A 14877-nucleotide genomic window follows, 5' to 3' on the forward strand; every position below is an offset into this window, starting at 1 on the left:
TGCAAGAAAAGGCGCCTCGTCCGGCGAGAGATTCTCGGGTCGAACCTGCGCTTCGCCCGAGAATGACGGCCGAGTTCACCCCACCGGGCGCTCATCGGCGATGACCTTGCCGTCGTTCGGCAGGGCGCCGAGCGGCAGGACTTCCACAGTTCCCTTCAGTTTGGTGACCTGCTGCAGCGTCGACGAGACCGCGTCGATCAAACCTTTCGGCTCGGCGTAGATCTCGGCCTTGAGGGTCATGGTGTCGACTTCGTTGGCGCGGCCGACGACGAGCCTGAGCTTGGCGATCTCGGCGTGGCGCTTGGCGATTTCGGCGACCTGCTCGGGGCGCACGAACATGCCCTTGATCTTGGCGGTCTGGTCGGCGCGGCCCATCCAGCCCTTGATGCGCGTGTTGCTACGCCCGCATGCGCTCAGCCCGGGCAGGACGGCAGTGAGGTCACCGACGGCGAGCCTGATCTGCGGGTGATGCGGGTCGAGATTGGTGATGACGACCTCGCCGACCTCGCCCTCCGGAACCGGATCGCCGGTGCCGGGGCGGACGATCTCGACGATCAGGTTCTCGTTCAGCACCATGCCTTCGCGTGCCGGGGTTTCGTAGGCGATGACGCCGACATCGGCGGTGGCATAGATCTGATAGGCTTCGATGCCACGCTCCCTGACCCAGGCCTGCAGCGAGGGCGGGAAGGCGGCGCCTGAGACGACGGCGCGCCTGATCGAGGAGATGTCGACGCCGCGCGCATCCGCCGCCTCGATCAGGATCTTGAGGAAGTCGGGCGTGCCGGTATAAGCGCTCGGGCGGTAGGCGGAGATCACTTCCACCTGCTGCTCGGTGTTGCCGGGCCCGGCCGGGATCACGGCGCAGCCGACGGCGCGGGCGGCGGAATCCATGATGAATCCGCCCGGCGTCAGGTGATAGCTCAGCGTGTTCAACACGATGTCGCCCGGCCGGAACCCGGCGGCATGGAGACCGCGCGCGGCATTCCAGGCGTCGGCGGCAGTGCCCTCGGGCTCGAAGATCGGGCCGGGCGAGGTGAAGAGCCGGCCGAAGGAGACGGGCGAGGCCGCGACGAGGCCGCCGAAAGGCAGCGCCTCCTTCTGAAGCGCGGGCAGATCGGACTTGCGCAGCACGGGCAGGCGCGCCAGTGCCTTGCGGTCGGTGATGGAGGAGGGGTCGACGCCGCGCAGGCGCTCGGCATAGGCCGGAGCGTCGATGGCGGCGGCGATCAGCTTCGGCAGCCGCGCGAAGAGATCGGCCTCGCGTTCGTCCGCCGAGCGGGTTTCGAGCGCGTCGTAATGCTCGGTCATCGAAGCGTCCTCAGATCAACTATGAACCAGCGTGGTCATCCCGGGCGAAGCGAAGCGTAAACCTGGGATCCATGCCTGAACTCTTTTCAGCAATGCTCCGGCATGGATCCCGGATCGGCGCGGCTTCGCCGCTTGTCCGGGATGACATGGTCCAGGAGACATGCGGCCGGTCACGAGAGCCAGCGCTTGCGGCGCTTGTAGCTCTTCACCTCGCGGAAGGACTTCTTGTTGCCCTCGGCGACGCCAAGGTAGAATTCCTTCACGTCCTCGTTCTCGCGCAGCATCTTGGCCTCGCCGTCCATGACGACGCGGCCGGTCTCCATGATGTAGCCATAGGTGGCGTAGCGCAGCGCCATGTTGGTGTTCTGCTCGGCGACGAGAAAGGAGACGCCGTCCTCGGCGTTGAGGCGGCGCACGATCTCGAAGATCTCCTCGACGATCTGCGGGGCGAGCCCCATCGAGGGCTCGTCGAGCAGGATCATCTTCGGCTTCGACATCATGGCGCGGCCGACCGCGCACATCTGCTGCTCGCCGCCGGAGGTGTAGCCGGCCTGCGAATTGCGCCGCTGCTTGAGGCGCGGGAACAGCTCGTAGATCTTCTCGAGGTCGCGCTTGATCGCGGCGTTGCCGTCGCGGCGTGTGAAGGCGCCGGTCAGCAGGTTTTCCTCGATCGAGAGATGGCCGAAGCAGTGCCGGCCTTCCATCACCTGGATGCAGCCTCGCTTGACGAGCTCGTTCGGCGACAGCTTGTCGACGCGCTCGCCGTCGAACACGATTGAGCCCTTGGTGACCTCGCCGCGCTCGGCCTTGAGCAGGTTGGAGATTGCCTTCAGCGTCGTGGTCTTGCCGGCGCCGTTGGCACCGAGGATCGCGACGATGCCCTGGCGCGGCACGGTGAGCGAGACGCCCTTCAGCACCAGCACGACATGGTCGTAGATGACCTCGATATTGTTGAGCGACAGGATGGTGTCGCTCGCGGTCGCAGCGGCGGGTTTTTCGAGGGTGGCGGTGGACATCGCAGCTCCTCCCCTTCTTCCCTTGCGGGAGAAGGTGGCGCGCAGCGCCGGATGAGGGGTCGCGCTGCGCGTCGGGATTTCTCGTGGAGAGTCGCAAACGTCCAAGGACGCGCGACCCCTCATCCGTCTCGGCTTCGCCGAGCTCTCTTCTCCCGCAAGGGGAGAAGGGAGCCGCGGCGCCTCGTCAGATCAGGATGACTTCTCGCAGGACTCGGTCCGCTTCGGCCAGGTGCCGGCCTTTTCGGTGTAGTCCTTGGCGTTGGCCTCGATCAGCGGCCGGACCTCCTCCTTGAGGGGTTCGAGCCAGTCGCCCTTCTTGGTCCATTTCGTACCGTCCCACTCCGCGACATAGGCCTTGCTGTGGCCGGAATGGTCGGTGCAGGAGATCGTGGTCGGCGTGGCGAAGCCTTCCATGCCGATTTCCTTCAGCCTGGCCTCGGTGATGTTGAGGGTTTCCAGGCCGCGGCGCATGTCCTCTGAGGTGACGACCTTCTTGCCGGTCAGCTTCTGGGCATTGCGCATCGCCTCGACCACGAGCATCGAGTTGTAGACGCCGCGGTTATAGAGGTTCTCGCCGACCTTATCCTTCGGCGCGAGGCTCTTGCCCTTCTCCACGACATACTTCTGGATGTCCTGAATCACCGGGAAATTGGTGCCGGCGGCATTCAGGTTGAGCGACTTGTAGCCCTTCGCCTCCGGCCCGCCGGCGCGCGCGTCGTCGTCACCGCCGGCCCACCAGACGCCGACCAGCTTGTTGATCGGGAAGTTGTTTTTGATCGCCTCCTTGACCGCGGTCGGGTTCATCGCGCCCCAGCCCTGGTTGTAGAGGTAGTCGGGCCGGTCGCGGCGGATCGAGAGCCAAAGCGAGCCCTGGTTCTGCATGTCGGCGGCGGCAACCGGATAGAGCTTGACCTCGAACCCGTACTTCTTGGCGAGGTTCTCGAGCACCGGGATAGGCTCCTTGCCGAAGGGCGCATCGAGATGGATCAGGCCGAGCTTCTTGCCCTTGAGCTTGTCCATGCCGCCGAGTTCGGCGGCCATGTGCTTCACCATCAGCGAAGCGCCGTCCCAATAAGTGAAGGGCGGAATGAACACCCAGGGGAAGGCGGTACCATCCGCCGAAGCCGAAAGGCCATAGGCCATCGACAGGATCGGGATCTTGTCGACATGGGCGCGCGGGATCGCGGCGAGCGTAGCCCCGGTCGACCAGGGCGAGTAGACGATCGTGTTCTTCGATTTGGCCTGCTCGTAGCACTCGATCGACTTCTTGGTGTCGTAGCCGGTCTCGCACTCCTCGTAGACGATCTTGACGCCGTTCACGCCGCCGTCGCGCTCATTGATCATGGTGATGTAGTCACGCATGCCGTCGCCGATCGGGATGCCGGAACCCGAGAAGGGGCCGGTGCGATAGGCGTTGTTGGCGAAGTAGACGCTGTCCTGCGCCGCAGCCGGGGCGACCGCGCCGGCCGCCGCGAGCAGGGCTCCGAATGCCGCGCCCTTCATCAGATTGCTGGTCTTCATGGACTTCCTCCGTTCGTTTCCTCCCGACCAGACTGCTGTCGGATCGGTCTTTATGCGCCGGCGCTTCGATGTCGCCGGTCGTTTCTTGGGCCTTCCCTTGAGCCTCAATAGGGCAAGGGCCGATTCAGTAAGGGAAGGGCCATGTGCGCAATTTCTGCTTCCCGATCTGCCAGAGCCGGGCGAGGCCGTGCGGCTCGACGATCAGGAAGAGGATGATCAGCGCGCCGACCACCATGAAGGTGACATGCTCGGCGGCGGCGCCCGCGATCGGGACACCGAGCGCCGGCAGGCCGAATTTCAGCGCCGTCGGCAGGATCGAGAGGAAGGCCGCGCCGAAGAAGGAGCCGATCAGCGAGCCCAGGCCGCCGATGATGACCATGAACAGGATGTTGAAGGAGAGGCGGATCGAGAACACGTCTGCCGCCTCGCCGCCGCCGTACCAGAGGAAGATCATCATCGCCCCGGCGACGCCGGCGAAATAGGACGAGACGGCGAAGGCCATCAGCTTGGCGTTGAGCAGCTTGATGCCCATCAGCTCGGCGGCGATGTCCATGTCGCGCACGGCCATCCACGACCGGCCCAGCTTGCCATGCACCAGGTTCGAGGCGAACCAGGTCAGCACCACGACGAGGCCGAGGCAGACGAAATAGCGCGTCTCGGGCGTGGCGGAGGCGCCGGTGAGCGGGATGCCGAAGAGCGTGCGCTGCGGCACCTCGATGGCGCCGGAGGCATTGTAGTTGAACAGCCAGGGCACGCGCACGAAGGCCCATTGCAGGAAGAACTGCGCGGCGAGCGTCGCGACGGCGAGATAGAAGCCCTTGATGCGCAGCGAGGGCAGGCCGAAGAGCACGCCGATGCCGGCAGAGAACAGCCCGGAGACGAGAATCAGGACGATGATGTTCACGTTCGGGAAGACGGTCGTCAGCTTGTAGCAGGCATAGGCGCCGACACCCATGAAGGCGGCGGTGCCGAGCGAGATCAGCCCGGTATAGCCGGTGAGGATGTTGAGCCCGATCGCGGCGAGCGAGAAGACCAGGAAGGGGATCATCACCGAGGCGATGAAGAAGTCGCTGCCGAAGAAGGGGATCGCGACGAGCGCGATCGCCAGGATGATGCCGAGCCCGATCCGGTCTTCCCGCAGGGGGAAGACGGCCATGTCGGCGGAATAGGTCGATTTGTACTGGCCGGCCTCGCGGTAGAGCATGGTTACACCGTCATTCCGGGGCGACGCGAAGCGCCGAGCCTGGAATCCATGAACATTGTCGGCTGCGAGGAGGTCGCGCCTTTGCCGGCGCCACCTGCGTTTATGGGTTCCGGGCTCGATCCTGCGGATCGCCCTGGAATGACGGAGAGGTTCGTCCGCATCGCCGTCAGATCCTCTCGATGATCTTGTCGCCGAACAGGCCCTGAGGCCTGAACAGCAGGAAGCCCAGCGCAATGAAATAGGCGAGCCAGCTCTCGATGCCACCGCCGATCAGCGGGCCCCAGTAGAACTCGCCGAGCTTCTCGCCGATGCCGATGATGAGCCCGCCGACGATGGCGCCCGGGATCGAGGTGAAGCCGCCGAGGATCAGCACCGGCAGCGCCTTCAGCGCGACGATCTCGAGCGCGAAGGAGACGTCCGAGCGCGCGCCCCACATGATGCCGGTGATCAGCGCCACGATGCCGGCGGTGAACCAGACGATGACCCAGATCTGGTTGAGCGAAATGCCGACCGAGAGCGCCGCCTTGTGGCTATCGGCGACGGCCCGCAGCGCGCGCCCGATGCGGGTGTACTGGAAGAAGGCGGCAAGCGCAGCGATCATCAGCGAGGCGATGATCGCGGCGGCGATGTCGATCTTCTGCAGCGAGACCAGTCCGCCCAGAATCTGCAGATCGAGCGCGCCCTTGGGCAGATAAAGCTGGTCGGCGATCATCTGCTTGGGATTGCCGCCAAACAGGGCTTCGCCGAAGCCGATCAGGAAATAGGTGATGCCGAAGGTCGCCATGAACAGGATGATGTCGGGCTGGTTGACCAGGGGCCGCAGCACCACGCGCTCGATGGTGACGGCCAGCGCGAACATGACGCCGAGCGTGATGATGACGGCAAGGAAGGCCGGCACGCCCTTCTCGTAGAGGCCGACCAGCGTCAGCGCCGCGAACACCACCATGATGCCCTGGGCGAAGTTGAACACGCCCGACGCCTTGAAGATCAGGACGAAGCCGAGCGCGATCAGGGCGTAGAGCACGCCGGAGACGAGGCCCTCCCAGATCGTCTGCACGAGCAGGTCGGGCGCCTGCGCCATCTGCTGGAACGGATCGACGAAGATGGCATGAAGCGTGCCGGAGCCGTCGAGCCGCGCGCCGACGATCGCGGCGATCACGATGGCGGCGAGGATCAGGCCGGCCTTGATCCAGGGATTGGCAAGAAGGCTCGGCGCGGGGCGGGTGGCGACGTCGCTCATGGCTGCGCCTTCCAGATTATCGGCAACACAAACGAGCCCTCATCCTGAGGAGCCGCGAAGCGGCGTCTCGAAGGATGGTTCAGCTCGCGCGGGAAGAGCCCACTGGAGCATCCTTCGAGACGCGCTCCTGCGGAGCGCTCCTCAGGATGAGGGCTGAGAAAGAGGGGGAGAGCTGTCATCAGTGCGCCACTCCCAGATAGGCGTCGATGACGCGCTGGTTGGCCTTGACCTCGTCGGGTGTGCCGTCGGCGATCTTGCGGCCGTATTCGAGCACGACGACACGGTCGGAGAGGTCCATGACCACGCCCATATCGTGCTCGATCAAGGCGATCGTCGTGCCGAACTGATTGTTCACGTCGAGGATGAAGCGGCACATGTCCTCCTTCTCCTCGAGGTTCATGCCGGCCATCGGCTCGTCGAGCAGAAGCAACTCGGGCTCCATCGCCAGCGCGCGGCCGAGCTCGACGCGCTTCTGCAGGCCGTAGGGCAGCTTGCCGACGGGGAGCTTGCGGATGTGCTCGATCTGCAGGAAGTCGATGATGTCCTCGACGACGCGGCGATGCTCGATCTCCTCCTGCATCGCCGGGCCGTGACGCAGCGCCTGCCAGAAGAAGCCCTTCTTCATCTTGAGGGTGCGGCCGGTCATGATGTTGTCGAGCGTCGACATGCCCTTGAACAGCGCGACGTTCTGGAAGGTGCGGGCGATGCCGCCGCCGGCGGCGCGATGCGGGCGCATCTTGGCGCGGCGCTCGCCCTTGAAGACGMTCTGGCCTTCCTGCGGCTGGTAGAAGCCGTTGATGCAGTTGAGCATCGAGGTCTTGCCGGCGCCGTTGGGGCCGATGATGGCCCGGATCTCGCCCTTGCGGATGTCGAAGGAGACGTCGGTGATCGCCTTCACGCCGCCGAAGCGCAGCGAGATGTTCTCGACCGAGAGCAGGGTTTCGCCCTTGGCGCTGATGGGGGTGCCCGTCACGTTCATCGGCTCCGCGTTCATGCCGCCTTCGCCGCTGCCGGCGCCTCCTGCGGAGCCACCGGATAGAGAGTGGCGTCGCGCACCTTGACGCGGGCCGATATCGCGCCCTTGCGACCGTCCTCGAAGGTCACTTCCGTCGAGATGTCGGCGGCCTCCGAGCCATCATAGAGGGCGGCGACGAGCGGCGCATAGCGCTCGGCGATGAAGCCGCGCCGAACCTTCTGGGTGCGGGTCAATTCGCCGTCGTCGGCGTCGAGTTCCTTGTGCAGGATCAGGAAGCGCTTGATCTGGGCGCCGCCCATCATCGGCTCGCCGGCAAGTGAGCGGTTCACCTCGTCGACGTGCTTGGCGATCATGTCGTAGACGAGATCGTGGCCGGCCAGTTCCTGATAGGAGGCATAGACCACGTTGTTGCGCTCGGCCCAGTTGCCGACGGCGGTGAGGTCGATGTTGAGCGCGACGGTGGCATAGTCGCGGCCCTGGCCGAAGGCCACGACCTCCTTGATGTTCGGATAGAACTTCAGCTTGTTCTCGATGTATTTCGGCGGGAAGAGGTCGCCGCTGTTGAGCTTGCCGACATCCTTGGCGCGGTCGATGATCTTGAGGTGGCCGCCCTCGTCGAAGAAGCCGGCATCACCGGAGCGGACATAGCCGTCGGCCGTCATCGTCTCGGCGGTCTTGTCCGGGTCCTTGTAGTAGCCACCGAAGATCGAGGGCGAGCGGTAGAGCACCTCGCCATTGTCGTCGATGCGGATCTCGACCAGCGGCGCCGGCTTGCCGACCGTATCGGCCTTGATCTCGCCGTTGGGCTGCATGGTGATGTACACCCCGGCCTCGGTCTGGCCGTAGAGCTGCTTCAGGTTGACGCCGATCGAGCGGTAGAAGCGGAAGAGTTCGGGGCCGATCGCCTCGCCGGCCGTGTAGCCGACCTTGATGTTGGTCAGGCCGAAGCGATTGCGCAGCGGGCCGTAGACCAGCATGTCGCCGAGCTTGTAGAGCAGCCGGCCCTTCAGCGGCACGCTCTCGCCGTTCAGGATCTTTTCGCCGTATTGCTTGGCGACGCCGAGGAAGTAGTGGAACGCCTTGCGCTTCAGGGCGCTCGCATCCTCCATGCGCACCATCGTGAGGGTCAGCATGTTCTCGAAGACGCGCGGCGGGGCGAAGGCATAGGTGGTGCCGACCTCGCGGCGGTCGTCGATGACGGTGTCCGGGCTTTCCGGGCAGTTGACGCAGAAACCGGCCAGCATCGCCTGCGCATAGGAGAAAATGTGGTCGCCGACCCAGGCGATCGGCAGATAGGCGATGACCTCGTCGCTCTCGTTCAGCCCATCGAAGCCGCAGCCGATCTCGGCGGCGACGATGACGTTGTAGTGGCTGAGCATCACGCCCTTGGGGCGCCCGGTGGTGCCGGAGGTGTAGAGGATGATGCCGAGGTCGGAGCCCTTGCCCTGCTCCATCTCGCGGGCCAGCGCGGCCTCGGCCTGCTGGTCCTGAAGCGCCTTCGCGCCGGCCTGGATCACCGTCTCGATGGCGTGGAGCTTGGTGTGGTCGTAGTCGCGTAGGCCGCGCGGCTCGTCATAGAGCATGTGCCTGAGATGCGGCAGCCGGTCGGCGATGGAGAGCAGCTTGTCGACCTGCTCCTGGTCCTGCACCACGGCGAAGACGGCCTCGGCATGGTCGAGGACATAGGCCATCTCCTCGGCGACGCCATCGGCGTAGACCGGCACGGGGATGGCGCCGATCCACTGCGCCGCGCACATCGACCAGTACAGCCGCGGCCGGTTGTAGCCGATGATCGCGACTTTCTCGCCGCGCTTCAGCCCGAGATCCTGCAGCCCCTTGGCGAGATTGCGGACATGCTCAGCCACCTCGGCCCAGTTCCAGGACTGCCAGATGCCGAGATCCTTGTGACGAAACGCGACGCGCGAGGCGCGCTCCCTGGCATTGCGCAAAAGCAATTTCGGAAAGGTATCCGCCTGGCCGGCGGTGCCGCTTGCCACGATTGCGTTCTCCCCTGACGAGCCGCCATGCGTCGTGGCAGCTTCCTGTGAGCCGGTTTCCGGTCTCGTTGTCATGCAAGACTTGCAGGCGGCCATCATCTTCGCAAGGACCCGCTTGACAGACAATTCGCCTTTTGGTGATTACTCTCCCGCCGAAGTTCGATCAGCGGCTGCTGCCCCGAGTTTCGCCCCAAATCGCGTTCAATTTACCGTGATTTCTGGCACTGCCGGCAGGCCGTCGACAGGTCGCTATCGCGCGCAACGAAAGTCTTATGCAAAAAAACCGCCCGCAGCTCGGACGAACTGCGGGCGGGCCGGGACGACGGCGAGGGTCAGTAACGCTCGTAATAGTTCCGGCGGTAGCCATAGGCCGGAGCATGCGGCGGCGGACCGCCATAGCGGCGCTCATAGCCGTAGCCGCGGTCATAGCCACGGCCTTGACGATAGTAGTCACGGCGCTGCTGCCGCTCCATGTTGTGCTGGATTTCCCACTCGCGGTGCTCGCGGGTGTGGCGAGTATATTCGGCGGGCAGCCTGTCCAGCGCTTCGGTCTGTGCAATGGACGGGGTCGTCGCGCCGGCTGGCGTTGCCGCGATCGCGGCGAGGGCGAGGCCGGCGGCCATCAGGAAGCTACGCATGGTCGTCTCCTTCGGTTGATGAACCCGATCAGACCAGTCCTCGGCCCAACAAAGCCTGAACGGCTGGGTTGGCTGCCGTTCAGAAAGACCGGCCGCCCCGCGCTGCGGGTTCGCTGCGGGATGCCTTGCCACGCATCGGGCGCTCGGGAGTGACCTTTGCCGGTTGAAGGACATGGAAGGGGTCGAACCAACCTTCCCATGCGCGGCTCGCGACCTTCGACTGGGCGGCGGCGTATTCGGCGGCCTGGTCGTTGACCCGTTTCATGAGCGTGTCGAAGAAGCCAAACATCGCGTCGTTCCTTTACTCAGCTCGGGGCTGTTCGAGAAAGGCAACGCGCGAAGTGCGGATTGGTGCCGTGAAGGACGTCTCAACCTTCGTAGCGGGTCAGCTTGTCGAGGTCGCGGATGGTGATGCTGCCATGGCCGATCTCGATCATGCCGAGATCGGCGAGCTTCGCCAGACCCTGATTGGCCATCTGCCTGGAGATGCCGGCGAGCATGCCGAGCTCCTCCTGCGATATCGCCAGGGTGCGGCCGAGATCGGGGTAGAGGGTCGGGTTGAACAGCCAGGCGAGATTGCGGGCGAGGCGGCCGGTGGAATCGAGCGTGCGCTCGGTCTCGGCGAGCGAGATGAACTGGGCGAGGCGCTCGTTGAACTGGTGGACGAGGAAGCGGTTGAAGGCCGCCGAATGCTCGAACAGCCAGAGGAAGGTCGAGCGGCGCATCAGGGCGATCCGCGACTCGCGCAGCGCCACCAATTCGTAGCGTCGCGGCTCGGCCTTGATCACGGTGCCCTCGCCGAACCAGGCGCCGGCGCGCAGGCCGGCGAGCGTCGCCGATTTCCCGGCCTTCGAGGTGGTCGCCATCTTGACCAAGCCTTCGGCGACACCGGTCCAGGATTCCAACCGGTCGCCGACATGGCAGATCGAGGCGCCCTTGCCGTAGCTCTTGAAGGAAATGCCGCGCCGCGCCTCCTCGAACTCGTCTTGCGACAGGTCGCGGGACCAGGAGGCGATGGCGCGCAGTTCCTCGGGGGTGATCAAGATGGCGGCTGTCCGGGTTCGCAAGGGGCAGGCTTCGGGCGGCGTGGCGTCATTCTCGGGCGAAGCGGAGCGTAGACTCGAGAATCTCCTTCAGGAAGAGGCTCAGGAGCCTCCTTGTCACGAGACGCTCGGGTCGAGCCCGGGCATGACGATGCGGAACGGCGCGCTATTCCGCAGCCTGCGGCAGGGCCGATATGCTGTTTCCCTCGCGCAACTGGGTCAGCAACTCCGCCTCCTCGGCCTTCGCGGCGTTCAGATGCCGCTCCTTGACGTGGCCGAAGCCGCGGATCTTCTCCGGGATCGCGGCGAGCGCGACGCAGAGTGCATGGTTCTCCGGGGAAAGCCGTGTCAGCAGCTCGCTCAGCAGGGTTTCGTAGTCCGTGATCAGGCTGCGTTCCGTGCGGCGCTCCTGCGTGTAGCCGAAGGGATCCAGGGCGGTGCCGCGCAGGCCCTTGAGCCTTGCCAGAAGCCCGAAGGCGCCCATCATCCACGGGCCGAAGCTGATCTTGCGCGGCAGGCCGGTGTTCGGATCGCGCCTGCCCAGCAGCGGCGGCGCGAGATGGAACTCGTAGCGCAACGGCTTGCCGTCCGCGCCGTCGGCCTCGAAGGTCGCGGCGACCTGCCTGCGGAAGGCGCCGTCGCTGTAGAGGCGGGCGACTTCGTACTCGTCCTTGTAGGCCATCAGCTTGAAGAGGTAGCGCGCGACCGTTTCGCCGAGCGCGGACTGGCCGGGCACGATCGCAGCCTCCCGCGTCTGCACGCGGGCGACGAGGTGGCGGTAGCGCGCCGCATAGGCGGCGTTCTGATAGGCAGTGAGGTGGACGACGCGGCGGGCGATGATCTCCTCGAGCGTTTGCGAGAGTTCGCGGGCAGGCGTCGCCGCCCGGTTAGGCGCCAGCAATTCCATCAGCGCGTCCGGATCATGCGCGGCGCGGCGGCCGAGCTCGAAGGCCTGCCGGTTCATGGCGACGGCCTCGCCGTTGAGCTCGATCGCCCTGAGCAGCGACTCGCGGGAGAGGGGCACCGTGCCGAGCTGCCAGGCATGGCCGAGCATGAACATGTTGGCGGCGATGGCATTGCCGAGGAAGGCGACGGCGGCTGCCGTGGCATCGAGGAAATGGGTCCGGTCGCGCCCGGCCGCCGAGAGGATGGCGCGTTTCAGGCGCTCGGTCGGCAACGAGAAATCGGCGTTGCGGGTGAAATCGCCGGGCAGGCTCTCGGCGGTGTTGACGATGACCGTGCCGCGCTCCGGCCGGATCGCGCCGAGCACCTTCTTCGAGCCGGTGACGGTGAGGTCGCAGCCTAGGACGAGATCGGCCTGGCCGGCGGCGACACGGATGGCGTGGATGTCGTCGGGCCGGAGGGCGAGCTTGACGTGGCTGAAGACGGCGCCGCCCTTTTGCGCAAGGCCGGCCATGTCGATCATGCCGCAGCCCTTGCCTTCGAGATGCGCGGCCATGCCGAGGATGGCGCCGATGGTGACGACGCCGGTGCCACCGACGCCTGTGACAATCACCGCGAAGCTGCGGTCGAGCGCCGGCACGACGGGTTCCGGCAGATCGTCCTGGCCGAGCATGCCGGCATCGAGCTTGAGCGGATCGGCCTTCTTCGGCCGCGCGCCGTGGACGGTGACGAAGGACGGGCAGAAGCCCTTGAGGCAGGAGAAATCCTTATTGCAGTTCGACTGGTCGATCTGGCGCTTGCGCCCGAACTCAGTCTCGAGCGGCTGCACCGAGACGCAGTTCGACTGCACGCCGCAATCGCCGCAACCCTCGCAGACCAGCTCGTTGATGAGGACGCGCTTGTCGGGATCAGGGTAGGCGCCGCGCTTGCGCCGCCGCCGCTTCTCGGTGGCGCAGGTCTGGTCGTAGAGCAAAAGCGAGACGCCCGACGCTACCGCCAATTCGCGCTGGACGGCGTCGAGTTCGTCGCGGTGGTGCAGCGTCGTGCCGGCAGGCCATTGCGTGCCGGGCGGGTATTTGCCGGGGTCGTCGCTGACGACGGCGATGCGCTGCACGCCCTCGGCCGCAACCTGCCGCGCCATCTGGTCGGGAGAGAGATGGCCTTCGGCCTGCTGGCCGCCGGTCATGGCGACGGCGTCGTTGTAGAGCAGCTTGTAGGTGATGGTGACGCCGCTCGCGACCGCCCAGCGGATCGCGAGCGAGCCGGAATGGGTATAGGTGCCGTCGCCGAGATTCTGGAAGACATGGCTGCGGGTCGAGAACGGGGCTTCGCCGACCCAGTTCGCGCCTTCGCCGCCCATCTGGGTGAAGCCGGCGGTGTCGCGGTCCATCCACTGCACCATGTAGTGGCAGCCGATGCCGGCATAGGCGCGCGAGCCCTCGGGCACGACGGTCGAGGAGTTGTGCGGGCAGCCCGAGCAGAAATAGGGCGTGCGCTTCGCGATCTCCTGCGCCTCGGCGAGGCGGCCCTGCGCCTGGGCGATCTCCTCCAGCCGGGCGCGCAGGCCGGGATCGTCGCGGTATTGCAGGATGCGGCCGCCGAGCGCGATGGCGATGTCGTTCGGGTCGAGTGCGCCATGGACGGGGAAAAGCCAGTCGCCCTTCTCATCCTTCTTGCCGATCACCATCGGCTGGTGCTTGGCGCCGTAAAGCTCTTCGCGGACCTGCACCTCGATCAGCGAGCGCTTCTCCTCGACCACCATGATCAGGTCGAGGCCTTTGGCGAAGGCCTTCAGCTCGGCCGGGTCGATCGGCCAGGGGCAGGCGAGCTTGAACAGGCGGATGCCGAGATCGTTGGCGCGGACCTCGTCGATGCCGAGATCCTCCATGGCCTGGCGCACGTCGAGATAGGATTTCCCGACCGTGGCGATGCCGATGCGCGGCTTCTTCCCGCCATGGGTGACGATGCGGTTCAGCTTGTTGGCGCGCAGATAGGCCAGCATCGCGTCGCGCTTGTAGAGATGGAGCCGGCGCTCCTGCTCGACGAAATCGAGCTCGCGGCGGATGGCGAGGCCGCCCGGCGGCGGGACGAAATCGGTCGGCGCGACGATCGTGACGCGGTCGAGCGAGCCATCGATCGAGGCCGTCGATTCGATGTTGTCCTTGACGCATTTGATGCCGACCCAGACCGAGGCGAAGCGCGAGAGCGCGATGCCGTGCAGGCTGTAGTCGATGATCTCCTGCACCCCGGCCGGGTTGAGGATCGGCATCATCCGGTCGACGAGGACGAATTCGGTCTGGTGGGCGTTGGTCGAGGATTCGGCGGTATGGTCGTCGCCCATCAGGCAGATCACGCCGCCATGGGGAGCGGTGCCGGCCATGTTGCCATGGCGCAGGACGTCGCCGGAGCGGTCGACGCCCGGGCCCTTGCCGTACCAGAGCGCGAAGACGCCGTCATGCTTGCCTTCGCCGCTCAAGCCGGCCTGCTGCGTGCCCCAGATGGCGGTGGCGGCGAGGTCCTCGTTCAGGCCGGGCTGGAAGACGATGTTGGCCGCCTTGAGCGGCTTGGCCGCGCGCATCAACTGCTGGTCGAGGCCGCCGAGCGGGGAGCCGCGATAGCCCGAGACGAAGCCGGCGGTATCGAGCCCGGCGCGCCGGTCCCGCTCGCGCTGCATCAGCAGCATGCGGGCGACCGCCTGGGTGCCGGTGAGGAAGACTTCGCGCTTGTCGAGGTCGTATTTGTCGTCGAGCGCGACTTCGCGCAGTCCGATCTGGCGCAGCGCGCCCGCCTCGGTGCCGGATTTCCGCGGTGTCTCGGCCATGATCGGCCTCCCGGATCGTCGTTCCCGCCGACGGGCCGGTTGTTCCGGCCTCGTGTTCTGCCGTCATCGCGGCAAATATGTCAGCAACGCTGACATATCGGCCGGAGGCGGTCAATCAACTTGGTATCATTCCAGTTTTAGGGGCTGCGTCCAGAGGCTTGCGGGAACGGCCGAAGCGCGTCATGCGGAAGGCGCCGCGATTTGGCCCCG

11 protein-coding genes are annotated in these 14877 nt (G+C 65.8%); all 11 read right to left on the minus strand.

The window, feature by feature from the left end; translation table 11 throughout:
* Positions 1 to 75 precede the first annotated feature (75 nt).
* The 11 genes from AC1DVA_RS16310 to AC1DVA_RS16360 all read right to left on the minus strand — a co-directional run bounded on the left by AC1DVA_RS16310 (position 76) and on the right by AC1DVA_RS16360 (position 14667).
* Positions 76 to 1308, minus strand: coding sequence for a phenylacetate--CoA ligase family protein (locus AC1DVA_RS16310; RefSeq protein ID WP_476806553.1), 1233 nt, complete (start codon positions 1306 to 1308; stop codon positions 76 to 78).
* Positions 1309 to 1478: 170 nt separating this feature from the next.
* A complete protein-coding gene (locus AC1DVA_RS16315) occupies positions 1479 to 2324 on the minus strand; it encodes an ABC transporter ATP-binding protein (protein ID WP_265050553.1) in 846 nt (281 codons plus the stop codon).
* Positions 2325 to 2513: 189 nt separating this feature from the next.
* Positions 2514 to 3845: an ABC transporter substrate-binding protein gene (locus AC1DVA_RS16320; protein ID WP_476806554.1), complete on the minus strand. Its 1332-nt coding sequence runs from the start codon at positions 3843 to 3845 to the stop codon at positions 2514 to 2516.
* 124 nt (positions 3846 to 3969) lie between these two features.
* On the minus strand, positions 3970 to 5049 hold the full coding sequence (locus AC1DVA_RS16325) for a branched-chain amino acid ABC transporter permease (protein ID WP_265050551.1): 1080 nt from the start codon (positions 5047 to 5049) through the stop codon (positions 3970 to 3972).
* A gap of 166 nt (positions 5050 to 5215) precedes the next feature.
* Positions 5216 to 6130, minus strand: a complete 915-nt coding sequence (locus AC1DVA_RS16330) for a branched-chain amino acid ABC transporter permease (protein WP_265054933.1) — start codon at positions 6128 to 6130, stop codon at positions 5216 to 5218.
* Between the two features lie 337 nt (positions 6131 to 6467).
* Positions 6468 to 7268, minus strand: a complete 801-nt coding sequence (locus AC1DVA_RS16335) for an ABC transporter ATP-binding protein (RefSeq protein WP_476806590.1) — start codon at positions 7266 to 7268, stop codon at positions 6468 to 6470.
* A gap of 11 nt (positions 7269 to 7279) precedes the next feature.
* Positions 7280 to 9265 carry an AMP-dependent synthetase/ligase gene (locus tag AC1DVA_RS16340; RefSeq protein ID WP_476806591.1) on the minus strand — a complete coding sequence of 662 codons (1986 nt, stop codon included), beginning with the start codon at positions 9263 to 9265 and terminating at the stop codon, positions 7280 to 7282.
* A gap of 329 nt (positions 9266 to 9594) precedes the next feature.
* The gene (locus AC1DVA_RS16345; protein ID WP_265050549.1) at positions 9595 to 9900 is read right to left on the minus strand and encodes a hypothetical protein; all 306 of its coding nucleotides are present in this window, start codon (positions 9898 to 9900) and stop codon (positions 9595 to 9597) included.
* A 79-nt stretch (positions 9901 to 9979) separates the two neighbouring features.
* On the minus strand, positions 9980 to 10189 hold the full coding sequence (locus AC1DVA_RS16350) for a hypothetical protein (RefSeq protein WP_476806555.1): 210 nt from the start codon (positions 10187 to 10189) through the stop codon (positions 9980 to 9982).
* A gap of 79 nt (positions 10190 to 10268) precedes the next feature.
* Entirely contained in the window at positions 10269 to 10943 is a 675-nt protein-coding gene (locus tag AC1DVA_RS16355) for a Crp/Fnr family transcriptional regulator (protein ID WP_476806556.1), read from the minus strand.
* 166 nt (positions 10944 to 11109) lie between these two features.
* Entirely contained in the window at positions 11110 to 14667 is a 3558-nt protein-coding gene (locus AC1DVA_RS16360; protein ID WP_476806557.1) for an indolepyruvate ferredoxin oxidoreductase family protein, read from the minus strand.
* Between the last annotated feature and the right edge of the window lie 210 nt (positions 14668 to 14877).

Source organism: Allobosea sp. P4_C6 (assembly GCF_056402015.1).

What these genes read in the sequence shown, in the direction of transcription:
- AC1DVA_RS16330 (WP_265054933.1), bottom strand. Translation starts at nt 6,130, where the DNA reads ATGGCGCAGGCGCCCGACCTGCTCGTGCAGACGATCTGGGAGGGCCTC.
- AC1DVA_RS16315 (WP_265050553.1), bottom strand. Translation starts at nt 2,324, where the DNA reads ATGTCCACCGCCACCCTCGAAAAACCCGCCGCTGCGACCGCGAGCGAC.
- AC1DVA_RS16360 (WP_476806557.1), bottom strand. Translation starts at nt 14,667, where the DNA reads ATGGCCGAGACACCGCGGAAATCCGGCACCGAGGCGGGCGCGCTGCGC.
- AC1DVA_RS16350 (WP_476806555.1), bottom strand. Translation starts at nt 10,189, where the DNA reads ATGTTTGGCTTCTTCGACACGCTCATGAAACGGGTCAACGACCAGGCC.
- AC1DVA_RS16310 (WP_476806553.1), bottom strand. Translation starts at nt 1,308, where the DNA reads ATGACCGAGCATTACGACGCGCTCGAAACCCGCTCGGCGGACGAACGC.
- AC1DVA_RS16320 (WP_476806554.1), bottom strand. Translation starts at nt 3,845, where the DNA reads ATGAAGACCAGCAATCTGATGAAGGGCGCGGCATTCGGAGCCCTGCTC.
- AC1DVA_RS16325 (WP_265050551.1), bottom strand. Translation starts at nt 5,049, where the DNA reads ATGCTCTACCGCGAGGCCGGCCAGTACAAATCGACCTATTCCGCCGAC.
- AC1DVA_RS16345 (WP_265050549.1), bottom strand. Translation starts at nt 9,900, where the DNA reads ATGCGTAGCTTCCTGATGGCCGCCGGCCTCGCCCTCGCCGCGATCGCG.